Origin of the sequence: Pseudomonas sp. LPB4.O, assembly GCF_038383825.1 — a bacterium.
GTDB lineage: Bacteria > Pseudomonadota > Gammaproteobacteria > Pseudomonadales > Pseudomonadaceae > Aquipseudomonas > Aquipseudomonas putida.
Genome location: NZ_CP151298.1, coordinates 3,713,451 through 3,731,563 on the forward strand (window position 1 = coordinate 3,713,451; position 18,113 = coordinate 3,731,563).

At 60.7% G+C, this 18,113-nt stretch carries 17 protein-coding genes and 2 pseudogenes; 10 read left to right on the forward strand and 9 right to left on the reverse strand.

The genetic code is table 11. The features are described 5' to 3' along the window. Positions 1–108 precede the first annotated feature (108 nt). A complete protein-coding gene (locus MRBLPB4O_RS16720) occupies positions 109–651 on the reverse strand; it encodes an AAA family ATPase (protein WP_341795962.1) in 543 nt (180 codons plus the stop codon). Between the two features lie 359 nt (positions 652–1,010). Between MRBLPB4O_RS16720 and MRBLPB4O_RS16725 the strand changes: the two genes are divergently transcribed. The 5 genes from MRBLPB4O_RS16725 to arsH all read left to right on the forward strand — a co-directional run bounded on the left by MRBLPB4O_RS16725 (position 1,011) and on the right by arsH (position 5,059). Further along, on the forward strand, positions 1,011–1,805 hold the full coding sequence (locus tag MRBLPB4O_RS16725) for a substrate-binding domain-containing protein (RefSeq protein ID WP_341795963.1): 795 nt from the start codon (positions 1,011–1,013) through the stop codon (positions 1,803–1,805). A 390-nt stretch (positions 1,806–2,195) separates the two neighbouring features. Beyond that, a complete protein-coding gene (locus MRBLPB4O_RS16730) occupies positions 2,196–2,543 on the forward strand; it encodes a metalloregulator ArsR/SmtB family transcription factor (protein ID WP_341795964.1) in 348 nt (115 codons plus the stop codon). 21 nt (positions 2,544–2,564) lie between these two features. Continuing rightward, the gene (locus MRBLPB4O_RS16735; RefSeq protein ID WP_341795965.1) at positions 2,565–3,848 is read left to right on the forward strand and encodes an arsenic transporter; all 1,284 of its coding nucleotides are present in this window, start codon (positions 2,565–2,567) and stop codon (positions 3,846–3,848) included. Between the two features lie 27 nt (positions 3,849–3,875). Continuing rightward, positions 3,876–4,346 (forward strand): arsenate reductase ArsC, encoded by a 471-nt coding sequence (locus tag MRBLPB4O_RS16740; protein WP_341795966.1) that lies wholly within the window; start codon positions 3,876–3,878, stop codon positions 4,344–4,346. 11 nt (positions 4,347–4,357) lie between these two features. After that, positions 4,358–5,059: an arsenical resistance protein ArsH gene (arsH, locus tag MRBLPB4O_RS16745; RefSeq protein WP_341795967.1), complete on the forward strand. Its 702-nt coding sequence runs from the start codon at positions 4,358–4,360 to the stop codon at positions 5,057–5,059. A gap of 76 nt (positions 5,060–5,135) precedes the next feature. Here arsH and MRBLPB4O_RS16750 read toward each other — a convergent pair whose 3' ends face one another. After that, complete coding sequence (locus MRBLPB4O_RS16750) at positions 5,136–6,302, reverse strand: PLP-dependent aminotransferase family protein (protein ID WP_341795968.1); 1,167 nt, start codon at positions 6,300–6,302, stop codon at positions 5,136–5,138. Positions 6,303–6,382: 80 nt separating this feature from the next. Here MRBLPB4O_RS16750 and MRBLPB4O_RS16755 point away from each other — a divergent pair, with 80 nt between their 5' ends. After that, complete coding sequence (locus MRBLPB4O_RS16755) at positions 6,383–6,826, forward strand: MarR family transcriptional regulator (protein ID WP_341795969.1); 444 nt, start codon at positions 6,383–6,385, stop codon at positions 6,824–6,826. Between the two features lie 72 nt (positions 6,827–6,898). Here the strand turns inward: MRBLPB4O_RS16755 and MRBLPB4O_RS16760 are convergent, their stop codons facing one another. Next, positions 6,899–7,867 (reverse strand): AraC family transcriptional regulator, encoded by a 969-nt coding sequence (locus MRBLPB4O_RS16760; protein WP_341798899.1) that lies wholly within the window; start codon positions 7,865–7,867, stop codon positions 6,899–6,901. Positions 7,868–7,968: 101 nt separating this feature from the next. Here MRBLPB4O_RS16760 and MRBLPB4O_RS16765 point away from each other — a divergent pair, with 101 nt between their 5' ends. Continuing rightward, on the forward strand, positions 7,969–9,216 hold the full coding sequence (locus tag MRBLPB4O_RS16765; RefSeq protein WP_341795970.1) for an MFS transporter: 1,248 nt from the start codon (positions 7,969–7,971) through the stop codon (positions 9,214–9,216). A gap of 107 nt (positions 9,217–9,323) precedes the next feature. On the opposite strand, the gene MRBLPB4O_RS16770 is transcribed toward MRBLPB4O_RS16765, so the two are convergent. Both MRBLPB4O_RS16770 and MRBLPB4O_RS16775 read right to left on the reverse strand, forming a co-directional pair. Continuing rightward, entirely contained in the window at positions 9,324–9,920 is a 597-nt protein-coding gene (locus MRBLPB4O_RS16770; RefSeq protein WP_341795971.1) for a helix-turn-helix domain-containing protein, read from the reverse strand. Between the two features lie 122 nt (positions 9,921–10,042). Further along, positions 10,043–11,266 carry an MFS transporter gene (locus MRBLPB4O_RS16775; protein WP_341795972.1) on the reverse strand — a complete coding sequence of 408 codons (1,224 nt, stop codon included), beginning with the start codon at positions 11,264–11,266 and terminating at the stop codon, positions 10,043–10,045. Positions 11,267–11,353: 87 nt separating this feature from the next. Here MRBLPB4O_RS16775 and MRBLPB4O_RS16780 point away from each other — a divergent pair. Continuing rightward, positions 11,354–11,572, forward strand: a pseudogene (locus tag MRBLPB4O_RS16780) (hypothetical protein); the annotation flags it as partial. Between the two features lie 265 nt (positions 11,573–11,837). Here MRBLPB4O_RS16780 and MRBLPB4O_RS16785 read toward each other — a convergent pair. Then, positions 11,838–12,545: a helix-turn-helix domain-containing protein gene (locus tag MRBLPB4O_RS16785; RefSeq protein WP_341795973.1), complete on the reverse strand. Its 708-nt coding sequence runs from the start codon at positions 12,543–12,545 to the stop codon at positions 11,838–11,840. Between the two features lie 232 nt (positions 12,546–12,777). Further along, positions 12,778–13,457 (reverse strand): annotated as a pseudogene (locus MRBLPB4O_RS16790) (OprD family outer membrane porin); the annotation flags it as partial. Between the two features lie 265 nt (positions 13,458–13,722). Here MRBLPB4O_RS16790 and MRBLPB4O_RS16795 point away from each other — a divergent pair. After that, positions 13,723–14,643 (forward strand): SMP-30/gluconolactonase/LRE family protein, encoded by a 921-nt coding sequence (locus tag MRBLPB4O_RS16795; protein ID WP_341795974.1) that lies wholly within the window; start codon positions 13,723–13,725, stop codon positions 14,641–14,643. Positions 14,644–14,688: 45 nt separating this feature from the next. Then, positions 14,689–16,014 (forward strand): MFS transporter, encoded by a 1,326-nt coding sequence (locus MRBLPB4O_RS16800; protein WP_341795975.1) that lies wholly within the window; start codon positions 14,689–14,691, stop codon positions 16,012–16,014. A 4-nt stretch (positions 16,015–16,018) separates the two neighbouring features. On the opposite strand, the gene MRBLPB4O_RS16805 is transcribed toward MRBLPB4O_RS16800, so the two are convergent. Next, positions 16,019–17,200, reverse strand: coding sequence for an MFS transporter (locus tag MRBLPB4O_RS16805; RefSeq protein ID WP_341798900.1), 1,182 nt, complete (start codon positions 17,198–17,200; stop codon positions 16,019–16,021). Positions 17,201–17,331: 131 nt separating this feature from the next. Beyond that, positions 17,332–18,009: an RraA family protein gene (locus MRBLPB4O_RS16810; RefSeq protein ID WP_341795976.1), complete on the reverse strand. Its 678-nt coding sequence runs from the start codon at positions 18,007–18,009 to the stop codon at positions 17,332–17,334. Positions 18,010–18,113: the final 104 nt, after the last annotated feature.

Here is an 18,113-nt window from a genome sequence, read left to right on the forward strand (position 1 = left end):
CCGGTTACAGTTGTCCGCTATGGGTCGAAAGCGGTCACCTCAATCAGCACCTCCATTTCAGGCTCGGCTGCAAGTTGATCCGCCATTGCGGCAGGCGCCCGCCGCCATCTAATGACCTTGCACAACCCCATCAGGCTGCGTGCCCATGCTTGCGAGAAAAATCTCGGTCTCCCGATTGGACCGCAGGCAGACCACGCGACACCCCGACGGCACCGTCGCCACGAATTGCTTCATCGCCTTGCGAGACGAGGTTTTCGTCCGCCACATGAACCTGAAAAACCCCGGCAGGTTGGCCAGCAGTTCCGGGCAGTCATCCGGCAAGTCTGGCCGGGACCGACCGCGGTTCAGCATGGTTCTGAGGAGCACGCGCCAGAATCGAAGCGGCGCCGAGCGATCGATCCATATCACCATGTCAGCGCGGGCCAGGCGGTTGCGCCAGGTAGCCGAATGGCCGCCTTCGAAGATCCAGCGCTCACGAGCCTCGACCTCGTGGCATAGACGCGTCTTCTCGTCCCGGCTCCGCTCGACCCAGCCTGGCTGCCAATGAATCGTGTCGATATGCACGACCGGCAAGCCTGTGCGCTCGCCCAGCTTGCGCGCCAGGGTACTTTTCCCAGAACCCGGCTGACCAATGATCATCACCCGCTGCATTGAAGCTCCCTCTCGCCATGCTTGTTGAATATGGGGCGCGCGATTCTACGGCAATGGGCGATGCGGTCAACTGCACTGCCTTGGGCAGCTGACAGGTTGAATGACGCGCCCTCATCTGCAAGGAAGCGCCCGTCGCCATACGCTTCAGAGCCCCGTCTGCTCCTTCTTGGGGGCAGTCCAAAGATCACCTCTGACACGGCTGGCAGCTATGGGGCGTAAGCGCTGAGTCGCGATCGTCTGCTTTCTGCCCGCCGCTGCCATCTGCGGACAGAAATGTTAAACATTCTTAATTGTTGATTAATTACTTGCTTGCTTCTCGCCCCGGTAAAATTTCGCGCTTTCATGTGGAGAACGCTCCGATGCTTCGAATGCTGTCCTGTGCTGCCCTCTTGACCACTTCACTCGCCTGCTGCGCTGCTGACGTTGTACAAGGTGGCGAGCAAACGCTGACCGTTCTGAGCTCCGGCGGGATCATGGGCGCGATCCGAGAAGTGGCGCCAGCTTATGAGAAGAAATATGGCGTTAAGTTAGAAGTTCTCGCCGCGCCTTCGATGGGGGAAACCCCGCAGGCCGTCCCAAAAAGGCTCGCCCGCGGTGAGCAGGCGGATGTGGTTCTGATGGTAGGTTCGGCGCTCGACAACCTGGTCGGCAGCGGTCAAGCCGACAAAACCAGCCGAATAGATCTCGGAAAATCTTTCATCGCCATGGCCGTTCGCAAAGGCGAACCGAAGCCGGACATAGGCACGATGCAGGCCTTGCGCACGGTGCTGCAAAACAGCAGCTCTGTCGCCTACTCCGACAGCGCAAGCGGCGTCTATCTCTCCACGACCCTGTTCCCTCGCATGCAACTCGGTGACCAGTTCGTGGCCAAGGCTCACATGATACCTGCCGAGCCTGTCGGCGCGGTGATCGCTCGCGGGCAAGCCCAGATCGGCTTTCAACAGCTAAGTGAGCTTAAGCCAGTAAAGGGTATCGACATTGTTGGTCTGATCCCGACTGAAGCGCAGAAAATGACCATGTATTCGGGCGCTGTCGTCAGCAAGAGCCAGCATCATGCCGCAGCCCAGGCGCTCCTCAACTATCTGGCATCGCCAGAAGCCGACGCAGCGATCAAAGATAGCGGCTTGACGCCACTACCTCATACAGCAAGCTGACTGCGAGCGCCGGCATCGGTAATGGGAATGCGGCAAGACACGAATTGTTGCCCGTAGCCTTCGCTCCGCGAGCGATCGACTCATAGCTGCCAGTCGTAGCTTAGGTGATCTTTGTGGGAGCGGGCATGCCCGCGAAGCAGGCGACGCGTTGGATGGCACGGGCTTCGCCCGTGTTCGCGGGCAAGCCCGCTCCCACACTGATCGCGCAAACTTTTAGATTTTAAATAGGACAGCTGCTTCCACCGGGTTCGCGCCGGCCTCGGAAAAAGAGCAATGGCAGTGCTTTCGCAACGGCAGCTATCACCTCATTGCCGACGCTCAGTCCAAATGTCCTTGCACTAAACATATGGAAATTCGTATATTCGGATTTCCATATGTATTGGTGCAGTCATGATTACACCGCCTGATGTATTCAAAAGCCTGTCCGACGAGACCCGTGCTCGCGCGACCCTGCTGATCGCCAGTCTCGGTGAGCTATGTGTCTGCGAACTGATGTGCGCGCTGAACGACAGCCAACCCAAGATCAGCCGCCACCTCGCACATCTGCGCAGCAATGGCATGCTGTTGGATCGCCGCCAGGGGCAATGGGTGTATTACCGTCTAAACCCCGAGCTGCCAGCCTGGGTGCATGAGATGTTGCAGGTGACCTTGCAGGCAAATTCGCAATGGTTGGCCGACAACTCTCTTCGGCTGAAGAACATGGACGGCCGCCCCGTCCGTGACGCTGCCTGCTGCTGATCAACATCGAGCGAGATCTTCATGCTGGTCGCCATTGCAGTGTTTGTTTTCACTCTCATCCTGGTCATCTGGCAACCGAAGGGGCTTGGCGTTGGCTGGAGTGCTGCGCTCGGTGCCCTCATTGCCCTGGCGGCGGGTGCCGTCTCGCTGCACGACATCCCGACCGTTTGGGCCATTGTCTGGAATGCCACCGCCACCTTCATCGCCGTCATCATCATCAGCCTGCTGCTGGACCAGGCCGGTTTCTTCGAGTGGGCCGCGCTGCATGTGGCCCGCTGGGCAGGCGGTAGCGGCTACCGCCTGTTCGCCTTCTGCGTCTTGCTCGGTGCTGCCGTGTCGGCGCTGTTCGCCAACGATGGTGCGGCGCTGATCCTCACACCCATCGTCATGTCGATGCTGCTCGCGCTAAGGTTCTCGCCCGCCGCAACGCTGGCCTTCGTCATGGCCGCTGGCTTCATCGCCGACACGGCGAGCCTGCCGCTGGTAGTTTCCAACCTGGTGAACATTGTTTCGGCCGACTACTTCAGGCTGGGCTTCAGCGATTACGCCTCGGTGATGGTGCCGGTGAATTTCGCCAGCGTGGCTGCAACCCTCCTGGTGCTGTTCGTGTTCTTCCGTCGTGATATCCCGAGGCAGTACACGCTCGCGGCCCTGAAGACGCCAAGCGAGGCGATTCATGACCGCGCTACCTTCAATGTCGGTGGCTGGGTGCTGCTGGTGTTGCTGATCGGCCTGTTCGCCCTGGAACCACTAGGTATCCCGATCAGTGCGGTCGCTGCAACTTGTGCGGCAATCCTTTTTGCCGTCGCCGCTCGCGGGCACCGCATCTCCACCCGTCGTGTGCTGCGCGAAGCGCCTTGGCAGGTGGTGATCTTTTCTCTTGGGATGTACCTGGTGGTCTACGGGCTGAAGAACGCCGGCCTCACCGATATGCTCACCCACTTGCTCAACCAACTTGCGCAGCAAGGGCTGTGGGCTGCCGCCATCGGCACCGGGTTGATCGCTGCATTGCTGTCCTCGGTCATGAACAACATGCCCAGCGTGCTGGTCGGCGCCTTGTCGATCCAGGCCAGCGAGGCGCAAGGGCTGGTGCGCGAGGCAATGATCTACGCCAACGTCATCGGCTGCGACCTCGGCCCGAAAATCACACCCATCGGCAGCCTCGCCACCCTGCTCTGGCTGCATGTGCTGGAGCGCAAAGACATGCGCATCACCTGGGGTTACTACTTCAAGGTCGGCATCCTGCTGACGCTACCGGTGCTGTTGATCACCCTTTCGGCCCTGGCATTGCGCCTGAGCCTCTGACATCCGCCACGAAGCGGAGGAGCCCCCATGCGAGTCCTGTTCATGTGCACGGCCAACAGCTGCCGCAGCATCCTTTCCGAGGCCATGTTCAATCACCTGGCGCCTCACGGATTTGAAGCCGTCAGCGCCGGCAGTTTCCCGAAAGGCCACGTGTTGCCTCGCAGCCTGATCACCTTGCAGCATGCGGGCATCTCTACTGAAGGGCTGAGCAGCAAGGGCAATGACGCGTTCGAGGGTTGCCCTCCTGACATCGTCATCACCGTTTGCGACAAGGCTGCCGGCGAAGCTTGCCCGGTGTATTTCGGCCCTGCACTGAAGTCGCACTGGGGACTGGAGGACCCGTCCGATGTCGTGGGTGATATGGCGTCGGTAGACGCTGCGTTCCGCGCCACGCTGGCCCGGATCGAGTCACGCTGCCAAGCATTCTTCGCACTGCCTTTCGATAACCTCGACCATGAGCAACTCAAGCATGAGCTGGATCGCATCGGTACCCTTTAACAGGAGGAAACATGTCCGAGCAACTGCCTAATCTCGACCTTGCCCTATTCGATGTATCGCCAGCGGCAACCCGTTCCAGCGAGCACAAACCGCGCATCCTGCTGCTGTATGGGTCGACCCGCGAACGCTCTTTCAGTCGCTTGCTGGTGGAAGAAGCCGCACGCCTGCTGGAGCACTTCGGTGCAGAAACGCGGGTGTTCAATCCGTCGGGCCTGCCGCTACCTGACGATGTACCTGTCGACCACCCCAAGGTGCAGGAACTGCGTGATCTGGTGCAGTGGTCGGAAGGCCAGGTGTGGTGCTCTCCAGAGCGTCATGGTGCGATGTCTGCGGTTTTCAAGGCACAGGTCGACTGGATCCCCTTGGCGCTGGGAGCGCTTCGCCCCACCCAGGGCAAGACCCTGGCAGTCATGCAGGTGTGTGGCGGCTCGCAGTCGTTCAACGTGGTCAACCAACTGCGCGTGCTCGGGCGCTGGATGCGGATGTTCACCATCCCGAACCAGTCCTCGGTACCCAAGGCCTACCTGGAGTTCGACGACGCCGGGCGTATGAAACCTTCGCCGTACTACGATCGCGTGGTAGATGTGATGGAGGAACTGGTGAAGTTCACCGTCTTGCTGCGTGACCGCCAGGAATTCCTGGTGGATCGCTATTCGGAGCGCAAGGAACACGCCGAGCAACTCTCTGCCCGTGTGAACCAGCGCTCGATCTGAGCGCTATGCCTGGCATGCCCGCTATGGGTCAAAAGCGACCTGTCGTGAATTGCAGATTTCGACCTATTAGCGATCGTCAGGCCGCCTGCTGGATCAGTGCCTGACGCAGGACGTCCGCCAAACGCTTAAGGCCTTCATCCAGCTTGTCGGGAGCAACATGGCTGAAGTTCAGCCTCAGGTGCCCTGGATGTTTGTCAGGCTCTGGGAAGAAGGGCTCTCCGGGCATGAACGCCACATTGGCCGCCAATGCCGGTTCGAGCAATGCCCGGGTATCGATGGGGTGCTTGAGCGTCAGCCAGAAGAACAACCCTCCCTCTGGCATCTGCCACTCGGCCAGGTCGGCGAAGTGCGTCTCCAATGCGGCCTGGAAAGCGTCTCGACGAGCTCGGTAATAGTGGCGTAACGCTTCAAGATGACGCTCAAGCCTTTCTGTTCCCAACCATTGAAGCACCTGCCATTGGCCAACCCGACTGGTGTGCAGGTCCGCCGACTGCTTGAGCCGCAGCAAGTGCGGGAACAGGTCGGGGCTGGCAATCAGATACCCAATCCGCAAGCCGGGCAGCAAGGTCTTGGACACAGTACCGGTATAAATCCAGCTGGTGGTGTTCAGACGGCTGACAACCGGCATGGCCGCGACGCTGTCGAAGCTCAGCTCTCGATAAGGCTCATCTTCGATCAATGTGACGTTGAACTCATCGAGAAGCGCCGCGACTTCGTCCCTTTTCCTGTCGCTGTAGCGCAGCCCCGACGGGTTCTGGAACGTTGGAATCAGATAGATGAACGCGGGGCGGTTCAGGCTCAGCAGTTCGCGCAGCGACTCCAGGTCCGGGCCATCCCGCTCCATCGGCAGCGACAGGCAGTGCGCACCGAAGAACTGGAAGCTTTGCAACGCGGCCAGATAAGTAGGGGCTTCCAGCAGTACCGGCGTTCCTTTGTCGATATACAGTTTTGATGTCAGGTCCAGAGCCTGCTGCGAGCCGCTGAGAATCAGCACTTGGCTAGCCTCGCACTTGATTCCCAACGCCCGGGCTTCCCTGGCCAGCGCCTCACGCAACATCGGCTCACCCTCGCTCATCCCGTACTGGCCCATGCTGGTGGGCATTTCAGCCCAGTCCACAGAGGGCAGCATCTCCTCTGCCGGCAGGCCTCCTGCAAAAGACATCATCCCTGGGCGCTGCGCGGCGGCCAGAATTTCACGAATCAAAGAGCTTTTAAGGCGCGAAACACGTTCAGAAAATGCCATGGATCACCTCTGGCCAAGCGCGAACAATATAGGTCAAACTCCTTTACCTAAAGTAGAACGCTCGTCGAGAATAAGTCAACATGATTGACCTAAAAAACCAGGAAGCACAGCAGCAGGCCATGGAAGCGTTTTTCTTTGGCTATCAGGCGTTCACCACCAAGGCCGACGAGATGCTTGAGCGCAGGGGCTTGGGCCGTGTGCATCAGAGGATCGTTTTTTTCATAGCCCGGCACCCACACCTCAGCGTCAAGGAGCTGCTGGCCCTGCTCGGCGTGACCAAGCAGGCGCTGAACATACCGCTACGGCAATTGGCAGAGATGGGATTAGTGGACAGCGTGGCATCGCACACCGACAAACGGATGCGGTTGCTTCAGCTGACCAAAGAAGGCTCGCGACTTGAACAAATGCTGCGACGTGAACAAGTAAAGCTGCTTGAACGGGCATTCGGTGAGGCCGGAGAGGCGGCGGTAGCGGGATGGCTGGCTGTCAATGCGGCATTGGGGAAGATACAACATTCAACGTGAACCCGGATGCCCGGAACATGCGCATAATGCCAAAACCGCCCATTATGGCCCTTCCACTAATTGCACTCAGTTTCAGATGGCAGCCGACTGCCTCAACCTCCGACTCAACCCAGGCGTCTTACCCGTAATACGCTTGAACGCCCGACTGAATGCCGCCTGAGACGTATAGCCCAAACGCTGCGCGACCTCTTCAATAGGCATCCTTTCCAGCGTCAACCACTGGCTGGCAAGCCGCATTCGCACCTCGGTGACGTAGCGCAGCGGGGTCATGCCAATCGTCACTTGAAAACGCTCCGCAAAGACCGAGCGGGACGTATTGCATTGCTCCGCCAACTGCTCGACGGTCCAGTCGCGGCCCGGTTGTTGATGCAGCGCCAAAAGTGCACCTGCCAGCCGCGGATCGCGCAGGGCGGCCACCAGGCCGGAGGCGTTACCGCAGGCGCACTCGACCCAACCTCGAACGACCATGGCGGCGACCACGTCGGCCAATCGCGCGAGGATGCCGGCGAAACCGACGCGTGCGGCGCTGACTTCGCGCTCCATGGTGGTGAGAATAGGCACCAGCCCGGGATAACGCTGGCCGCCTGCATCAATCAGCATCAGGCCCGGCATCAGCTTGCCAAGGCTATGGAGGCTGCCCAATTCGAACGCCATGCAGCCACTGAACAAAAGCGTGGTCGGCATGGGGCCGGCATCGGTGCCGGTTTTCACCCCGCTGACGGCGTCGCCGAGAGGCTCGCCGTCCAGAAGGTCAATTTCTTGCACGGGCACGTGCGTATGCGAGAGCAATTGATGGGCCGCACCATGGGAGATGAAGACGGCGTTACCGGCGGACAGCGCATAGGTTGTCCCGTCTTCCATGCGCAGCACCGCGTTGCCGACCGCCAGGAAGTGGAACCAGGCATGCCCGGGTTTGGCAGCGAAGCCCAAGCCGAAGGCCGGGCCCGCTTGGATACGCCGGTAGTCGACACCGCGCAGGCGCATGCCGCGCAACAGCTCGTTGATGAGATCGGAAGAGAGGGCAAATGGGTCTTTCGGCATTATCCAGGTGTTTTGGTCAAAAAATTGAGTTTTTAGATCATAGATCATCCAAATTCTCGCGCCTAGACTACGGGTCAATTGAAGATTGGGAGATCCGTGCAATGACTGACCTTGTATGCAATGCCGTACCCGACAGCCGTCCCGGCGCCGGGCCGGATGCAGAACCTGCAACCCCCGCGTGGATGGCCGTATTCTCGTTGGCCATGGGCGTGTTTGGCTTGCTGACCGCTGAGTACCTTCCGGCCAGCCTGTTGACGCCGATGGCGACCGAGTTGGGGGTATCCGAAGCGCTGGCTGGCCAAGCGGTAACGGTGACAGCCGTGGTGGCGCTGTTCGCCGGCCTGTTGGTGCCAGGCCTGACTCGCAGTATCGATCGCCGCTGGGTGTTGCTGGGTTTTTCCACATTGATGATCGCTTCCAATCTGTTGGTTGCCGTTGCCTCCAGTTTCGCGGTGCTGTTGTTGATGCGTATCTTGCTGGGCATCGCGCTTGGCGGGTTCTGGAGCATGGCGGCGGCGGTGGCGATGCGTTTGGTGCCGGGGGCTTTGTTACCGCGAGCACTCTCGATCATTTTCAGTGGCATCGCCATCGGGACGGTAGTTGCGGTCCCGCTGGGCAGTTATCTGGGTGGGCTTTATGGCTGGCGCAGCGCGTTCTTTGCAGCGACGGCGGTGGGTGTAGTGACCCTGGCTTTCCAGGCACTCACGCTGCCGAGCCTTGCGCCGCGTCGGCCGGCACGCCTGCGCACGGTGCTTGAGGTGTTGCAGCGTCCAGGCATTGCTATGGGGATGTTCGGTTGTGTGCTGGTGCACAGCGGCCACTTCGCGATGTTTACGTATGTTCGGCCATTCCTCGAAGGTACGACCGGCATTGGCCCGCAGGGGCTGTCGCTGATGTTGCTGGGTTTTGGTGTGGCGAACTTTGTCGGCACCTTGGTGGCCGGGTGGATGCTTACTCGTCACCCGTTGGCCACCCTGGTCTTGATGCCCGCGCTGGTGGGCGTTGCGGCACTGGCGCTGGTCCTGTTGCCGGCGTCGGTGCCAGGGCAGGCTGTACTGCTGGCCGTCTGGGGCCTGGCCTTTGGGGGTGTGCCGGTGGCGTGGTCGAACTGGCTCGCCAGCGCGGTCCCTGACCAGGCGGAAAGCGCCGGGGGCATGGTGGTTGCGTCTGTACAGTCGGCCATCGCCACAGGCGCAGCCGCTGGTGGGGCAATGTTCAGCCTTGGTGGCAGCGCAGGCGTATTCGTCGCGGCGGCGGTGCTGATGCTGCTGGCCGCGTTGCTGATTGCACTGCGTGTGCAAGTTCCTTCGGTAGAGGGCGCTTTGCTGAACGGGTCGGCACTCCACTGATAACTTGACTCTCCAAGCGGCTTATCTACTCCGGCGCCTACCGGCGACCCAAAGCTGCCAGAGCGGAGGCTCAGGTTCTGCTTCTTCCAAGGGCTGCGGTTACCCGCTCATTGCGCCACCTGGTTTCTAAGCACTCCCCGCAACAGCAGTTCGAGCGCCCTGCTTGCCTGCGCCAAGCGCGCAGCGCCGTCTTCAGCCTCCGCGATCCACGCAGCCGCTTCTGCCAAGCTGCCATGTATCAACGAGGCCAGCGCTTGAGCGTCAGCTTCGACGACAACGCCCTGTACCATCAATTGATGTATCAACTGTCGCATCGACTCTACACAATGTTGCTGTGCCTCCGGCGAGCCGCCACCCAACACAGCCCTGGCATCACGCAGCACGATCCGCTGAATCTGAGGCTCCAGGGCCATTTCAAGAAAGGCATGGCAGCGCTGGCGAAAGCCGTCCCAGCCATCCTTGGCCGAGTCAGAAATGGCACACAGGCGCACATCCATCTCCGCATCGAGCTGCGCGACCACTGCCGCCAGCAACCCCTTCTTGTCGCCAAAGTGATGGTACAGCGCCCCCCGCGTCAGGCCCGCCTGGGCCGTCAGATCATCCATGGAGGTGTCCGCATAGCCGCGTTCACTGAATACTTTGCGTGCAGTCTCCAACAACGTGGCTCGGGTTTCTTCCATTGCGGCGCGAGTGCGGCGAACCATCCAGCTACTCCTTGTCTTCAGGCGGCATGAGGTGAGCGTATGCGAGTGCCGTCATACAACCTGTAGCCATTGTCTTGATCTCGACGCGCGCTGACAAGCGCCTGCTTCCTGCCCTCTTCGCCTTACTCGATGCAGGGTGGAGGCAAGGCAATCCGATCGGCGGCCCGCTCCCGCAGGCGGCAGTAACTCCAGAAAGCGACCAGCAACACCGCCACGCCGGCGCCCAGTGCCACGTTGAATCCGGCCTTGGCACCCAACACATCGACAACCTGCCCCGATGCCGCAGCCCCGCCGGCAACCCCGACGTTGAGGCCAGCGAGCAACCAGGTCATGCCTTCAGTCAACTTGTTGTGCGGAACAATGCGCTCTACCAGCGACATCGCCACGATCATGGTGGGCGCAAAGAACAGGCCCGCGACCAGGACTGCTGCGGCCAGCCCGATGATGTTGCCTGCCAGCAGCAGCGGCAAGGTGGTCGCCGCGGTCGCCAGCCCCCCCACTAGCAGCAGCTTGCGCAGTGGCGTATCGAGTTTCAGGGCACCGAACACCAGCCCCGCTACGCAGGAGCCGATGGCATAGCACGACAGCACGAAACTCGCCGCAGCCGGCATGCCCATCAGCTCGGCAAACGCCACGCTGACGATGTCGACAGTACCGACGATCACGCCCATCGCGACCATCAGCAAGGTCAGCAGGCGCACATCGGCGAGGCTGAAGATCGACACGCTACCTTGCTCCATGTCGGCGTCAGCCCTGACTGGCGGCTCAGTGCTGACCTGCACGGCCAGTGCGAGCGCACCAATGGCCAGGAGCACCGCGGCGGCCAGTGGTCCTGCTTGCGGCACTACCGCCACGCTCAGCCCCACCGAAATGGGCGGGCCGGCAATGAAGGAAACTTCATCGAGTACGGTTTCTAGCGAAAAGGCTGTCTGCAACTGAGGCTTACCGCGGTAGATCGCAGTCCAGCGGGCACGCACCATGGCCGACATGCTCGGCATGCAGCCGGCCAGGGCGGCGCCAGCGAATAACGCCCAGTCCGCCGTCTGCCAATAGCTGCACGCCAGCAGAAGGAGAATGCCCAGCACGCTGAGCCCGGCGGCGGCTGGCAATACCCGGCGCTGGCCGAAGCGGTCGACCAGACGCGAGACCTGAGGCGACAACAGGGCATAGGTCAATACGAAGGTGGCTGCCACTGCACCCGCCAGGCCGTAACTGCCGCGGATCTGCGACAACAGGGTAATGATGCCTATACCCGTCATCGGCAGCGGAATACGGGCCAGAAGGCCCGCCAGAACAAAACCCTTGGCCCCCTTTGCCTGGAACAATGCGCGGTAGGTTGTGAACATGCTCGACTCTCCTTATCGAATGGCCTGCGTACGCCTGGGCCCCAAATACATACACCTCGTATGATTACGACCCTATTATCATACGGGATGAATGTAAAGCCGCTGTCTTCCCGTATGATGAGCATCCGTGCGTAAGAAAGCCCTCAGCGCGCCAGCGCTGCCCTGATCACCGCCGAGGCAACCAACATCAGCGCCCTAGGCCGTGGCCACGCTGCAACCGCCGGTATCTGGAGCGCCGAACAGACGGCTGGCTGGAAGAAGGTCACCGACGCTGTGCATGCCAAAGGTGGCAAGATTGTGCTGCAGCACCGTGGTGTTGAGCTGAGCATCGCTCCCAGAGAGCGCTATTACGGCGGCGGAGCCAAGGGCTACACCGACTGGCCGAATGGCAATTACTGAACCCGCGCATCACAACAGGCAAATACCCCATGAACAACCCCACCGGCCTTTCACAAGGCCGTCAAGTACGGCTGGGCGCAGGTGACACGCGTCTGGCTGAGGAGAACGCTTCAGATCTGTGCCCCGCCCTGAGGCCGTCCGCAGCCAGATACCTTACAGCGAGCTTATTGACTCAAGCGGACTCCAAAGACGCAGACTTGAAGCCCAAGCTTCGCATCAGATCACGTGCCGCTTCGAAGAACATGGGCTTGAGGCTTTCTGCGTACTCTTCCGTCAAACGACTCGCAGGCCCTGAAATGACAAGGGCGCCCATGAGTTCCTGTTGGGCACCGTAGATGGGCAGCGCCATCGAAGCAGCATGAGGGTCCGTTGCGCCTTTGGAGTAGTAAGGTTTTTGCAAGTCAATCCCGATTTCATAGGGAGCGCGCAAGGCCTGCGCACCCGCTGCTTCATCCATCGGACGCATGTCACCAGGTTGCAGGTTCAAACGCAGTCGATGCGATGAGTTGACGCGATATTGGCACATCCGATACGCACCGTGACGTACATAAAATGAAGCAGTTTCACCCGACTGTTCAGCCAGGTAATGCAAGCGTGGCATCACGTGTTTTTCGAGGTCCAGCGCTTCTTGGTATACAGCGTTCAAACGCATGACTTCACTCGCCAACTGATAGCGACCATCAGCCATGCGGGTAATGAACCCGTGGTTCTCCAGAGACACCATCAAGCGCATGATCGTGCTTTTGATCAGCCCGGTACGCTCAACCAGCTCGACAAGGCTCAGCGCAGAGTCGCCTATCTGAAAAGCGGTCAGCACGGTCAAAACACGGTCTGCCGATGCCACACCATTCACCGCTGGACGCGGCCGCGCTTTTGCCATTTGCAAAACCTCACACGATTGAGGCCCTCCATTCAACGCGAGGGCAGAAAAACCCCATTATCCGACAACGGTCGGCCCCCGCCAACGTAGCATGCGCCGTGGGCCAGATAAAAAAGCCAGCAGGGCAATGGCTGCGCCTGCTGGCAAGGGGTCAATCGGTGTCACATGAGGGTATGTTCAGCGCCTTGAGTTGAGGGCGCTGACTACCCGCTGTCGACCAGTGCCTCATACCGGTACGCTCACCCGCGCGCGTGAAGCTGAGCAGCATCTTGTCAGTCCACAAATACAGGCTGCTGCCGCCAGCCCCCTTGTCGATCGAACCCTGGTTGACCTGCACAAAGTTGCTATCGTCGGAAACGCTTTGATACCCCAGGGTCAGCGAGTGGCCTCGCAGTCGATAGCTGAACGCCGCACTCCAGAGATCATTGTCGATTTCGCCATCGCCACCCGCGATGTAACCCCCGGTGGTATAGCCTTGGCTACGCCCCGAGCTGCTGCCGTTGGCGCCGTCCGCACGGGTGCGGAAATAGCGCAGGTCAGTGGTCAACGAGCTGTCATCGGTCAAGATTTCATCTTGGCGGTCAGGCCGGCGCTGCTCCAGTGGTCAGCTGCGCCATCGCCATCGGAAGGAATCATGCTGCCGCCCAGATGCCGTCCCCTGCCGCTGTCCAGCGTCAGGCCCAACATGGCCGTGGCGTCCACGCCGAACCCAACCACACCCTCGGTAAAGCCCGAGCGCAGGTCGAGCAGAAAACCTTGGGCCCACTCCTCGGTTTTAGAAGGCGCCGCCGCGCCCTCTCGGTTATCGCTGTTGAAGTAAAAATTGCGCATCGACAGTTGCGCATGGCTGTCGATGATCAGATCGGCTTGAGCAGGCAGGCCGATGACGCCGCCAATGGCTGCCAGTGCAATGCGACAGGTCGAATGTTGGGCTTTCAAGAAAAGCTACTCCGAGGAACAGTTATTATTTTTTTTGAAACGACGTTTCCTTTATACGGAGTCAGATTACCCTCAATTCGTCAACAGGCGCACCATAAAGCGAGCCTTAGCGAAAAGAATCACCACAATTCGCTTCACCCTTCGTCCGGTTATGGTTTATTTTGCAACGCCGTTGCATTAAACAAATCAAAACAACAATCCGGACGCCTTGGCGTCCACTGGCCCTACAGGAGCGCCCATGAGCTTCTTTGCTGCCCCTCCCACGGTAGAAACTACGGTATTCACCCGCCTGCCCGACCGCTTCCGCACCCCGCGCCCGACTGCCTGGGCCAATGCCAACCGCCAGGGCCGTGCCATCGACTCGTTCCTTGAAGGCCCATCGTTCGATCGCCGAGGCCATCTGTACGTGACCGACATTCCCAACGGGCGAATTTTCCGCATCTCGCCCCAAGGCGAATGGGAGTTGGTGTGCCAGTACGATGGCTGGCCGAATGGCCTGAAGATTCACCAGGACGGTCGCATCTTCATCACCGACTACAAGCGTGGAATCATGGTGCTCGACCCCCAGACAGGTGCTATCGAGGCGCTGCTCGACTCGGCCGGTTCCGAGGGCTTCAAGGGTGTCAATGATCTGGTGTTCGCCCCCAACGGCGACCTGTTTTTCACCGACCAAGGTCAGACTGGCCTGCAAGACGCCACAGGTCGGGTGTACAAGCTCGACGCCGGGGGCAACCTGACTTGCCTGCTAGGCACTATCCCCAGCCCCAACGGCATCGTCTACGACCCCCACCTCAACCACCTGCTGGTGGCCGTGACCCGTGCCCAACAGATCTGGCGCATTCCCCTGGGCAATGGCTCGATCGTCGGCAAGGTCGGCGTGTTCGCCCAATTGCACGGCGGGCTGGGTGGGCCTGACGGACTTGCCCTGGATGCCCAAAGCAACCTTTACATCGCCCACACCGGTTTCGGTTCGGTGTGGAAGCTGTCGAAAGTCGCCGAGCCACTGGAACGCATCGTCTCCTGCGCAGGGATCAGCAACACCAACCTCGCCTTTGGCGGCGACGACGGCCAGACCTTGTTCATCACCGAATCCGAGACGGGCAGCATCTTGCAGGTCAGGACCAAGGCTCCGGGCCTTGCGATGTTCTCGCACTGCTGACAACGCCCCGCTTCACTGACGACAACTACAAGAAGACCAGACGACATGAACGATCAAAATCCGAATCTACCCCCGCTGAGTGAGGCCGAAGGCGAACGCCTGATGCGCCGCGTGCTGTGGCGCCTGCTGCCGTTCATTTTCTGCTGCTATGTCATCAGCTACCTGGACCGCACCAACGTCGGCTTCGCGGCCATCTCCATGAACCAGGACCTGGGCCTGACCGCCACGATGTTCGGCTGGGCAGCCGGGCTGTTCTTCTTCGGCTATTTCATCTTCGAACTGCCCAGCAACCTGCTGCTGCAACGCTTTGGCGCACGGGTGTGGATCGCCCGCATAATGGTTACCTGGGGCTTGCTTTCGATGGCCACGGCGTTCGCTACCGGGCCGGTCAGCTTCAGCATCCTGCGCTTCCTGCTGGGCGTCGCCGAGGCAGGCTTCACCCCCGGCATCTATCTGTTCTTCACCTACTGGTTCCCGGGCAAGTGGCGCGCCAAGGCGACCGCAGCCTTCCTGCTGGGCATTCCCACCGCCAACATCATCGGCTCACCGCTGTCCGGCTGGTTGATGCTGCAACACGACGTGATGGGCCTGAAGAACTGGCAACTGCTGCTGGTCACGGAGTCCTTGCCGGCCGTGCTGCTGGGGATCGCCTGCCTGTGGGTGCTGGTCGACAGCCCGGCAAAGGCCAAGTGGCTGAGCGAGCGTGAGAAGCAATGGCTAGGCAACCGGATTTCGCAAGAGCAGCAGTCGATCGGGGCAAACCATGGCCATACATTGCGCTCGGCACTGACCAACCCGAGGGTGTTCACCCTCGCGGCGGTCAACTTCTGCTGCATCGTGGGCTCGGTCGGCATCGGCATGTGGTTGCCGCAGATCATCAAGGGGCTGGGCATCTCCGCGGACAAGCTGGGCTTCGTAGTCGCAGTGCCTTACCTCCTGGGCGCTATCGCCATGACCCTCTGGGCACGCTTGGCCAACCGTAGCGAACAGCGTCTGCCGTACGTGGTTGGCGCGCTGGCTATCGCCGCCCTCGCCTTGGTCGCAGCCGCGTTAGCAGCAGACCCGCTGGTCAAGATCGCTGCGCTGTGCGTCGCAGTGGCCAGCATCCTGTCGTTCCAGGCCACCTTCTGGGCCATCCCTTCGACCTTCCTCACCGGCCGCGCAGCCGCCGGCGGCCTGGCGATGATCGTGTCGATCGGCAACCTGGGTGGTTTCACCGGGCCGTTCATGATCGGCATGATCAAGGACGCCACTCACAGCTTCGTCATACCGTTCTTCGCAGTGGCAGCCATACTGGTGATCGGCATCATCCTGATGGTCTTGCTGGGCGACCCGGCCAAACGGCAAGCCCCCCAGGGCCATGCTGTCTGAGCAATCAATGGCGGCGGTACATGAGGTACTGCCCCAACAGCCCCAGCATCAGCACCGCGCCGGCGACCCCCAGTGCCTCCGGCGCGCCCCATCGAGCGGCGATCAAACCTGCGGCCATGCCGCCCAAAGCCTCGAAACCAAAGCGCATGGCAATGTAGAAGGCGATGACCCGGCCGCGCAAATGGCTGGGCGCGCCGCTCTGCAACTGCATGTTGGTGCTGACGTTGCTCAATGTGATGCCAAAACCCAATACCGCCAACGCCAGCAGTGCCAGCGGCAGCTCCCCCGCCAACCATAGGCCCATCAAGGCGACCCCGCACGAAAGCGCCCCGACCTCGGTGAACTGTCGCAGCCGTGGCAAGGCGCCGCCTACCGCCAACACCAGCGTCGCCACGAACGCCCCCGCTCCTGCAGCCCCCCATAGCCAACCCAACACCCGCGCATCTCCGGCGAACACCGCGCTGGCCAGGATGGGCAACAGTGCCGCGTAACAGGAAGCCAGCAAGTTGATCATGATCACGTTGACCAACAGCTGGCGCACGTTGCGGGTCTGCCACATATAGTGCAGACCCTCGCGGAACACCTGAGCGGTTGAGCCGCCGGCCTTGGGGCTGGCAGTACCGCGGACCTTGAGCAAGCCACCCAACAGCGCGAGAAAAGCCACGGCAGTGAGCAGGAAACAGGCTGCTTCCCCGGCAAAGGCAATCAGCGCCCCGGCCAGTGGCGGGCCAACGAAGCGCGCGGCATTGATCAGCATGGCATTGAGCACGAGCGCATTCGGCAGGTCGCCCGGGTTGTCGACGAAGCTGCCGATCAGCGCCTGGCGCAGTGGCGTTTCAAGGGCGTTGAGCAGGCCTAGCAGCAGGGCCATGCCGGCGATGAACGGCCCGTCCACCCAGCCCAGCCAGGTTGCGACGCCCAGCACCAGCGACTGCACGATCAAGATCATTTGCACGATGATGAGCAGCCGGCGCTTGTCGTGGCGATCGATCCATGCTCCCGCTAGCGGGCCGATGACCAGTTGCGGCGCCAACGACAGAAAGGTGATCAGCCCCAGTAGCACGGCCGAACCGGTCAGGTGATAGGCCAGCCAAGCCAATGCAACCTGCTGCACCCACTTGCCCAGCGTGGAAACACCCTGGCCGACGAAATAGATCTGGAAGTTGCGATGAGAGAGCGCCCGCACAGCGGCGGGCCAGCGCGTGCGGTGCTGTGGTGATAAATCGGTCAAGTCTTGGAATCCTCAATAGCCCCGCGACCAACACCGGTCCATCAGCCACTGCGCACCCCATCGCAAGGTGCGCAGGTGGAGCTGAATCAGCCTGGAAGCAGGCAGCCTTTCTTCTTCAAGGACTCCAGGACCCAGGAGCGGTCGTTGGTGCCTTGGGCAATTTTTTTCATCTGCGCGGTTTCGGCAGCGTGTTTGGCGGTGGCACCTGCGTAAACCTCGGAAATATGGTCGTAAGGCACGCACAGCAAGCCATCGTCATCACCGATCACCAGGTCGCCCGGCTCGATCACCATACCATCGATGGCGATCGGCACGTTGATCTCGCCCGGGCCATCCTTGTAAGGACCACGGTGCGAAACACCTGCAGCGAACAGCGGGAATTCACCCGCGCCGATGTTGGCAGCATCGCGGATGGCGCCATTGATGACGATACCAGCCACGCCACGCTTGACCGCGTAGGCCACCATCATTTCACCGATCAGCGCGTTGGTCAGGTCGCCGCCGGCATCGACCACGATCACATCGCCCGGCTGAGCGATGTCGATCGCGTAGTGCAGCATGAGGTTGTCACCTGGACGGGCTTTGACGGTCAAGGCCGGGCCGCACAGTACGCCTTGGCGATGCATGGGGCGCAAGCGGGCTCCACCAGCCGTCATGCGATTCATCGAGTCGCTGACATTAGCGACCGGAACCTCACGGTAGCGTGCAACCCACTCCTCGCCAACCTTACGCGGGCGCTCAAGCACTTGGAAGCCAATGCTCATGTGACATACCTCTCTTGGTGTTATTCGATGTCATCGGCTGCTGCCGAATGTGTTTTTAGAATGTCATTTCATTAAAATCATTGCAATGAGATTTTTCAGCCTAG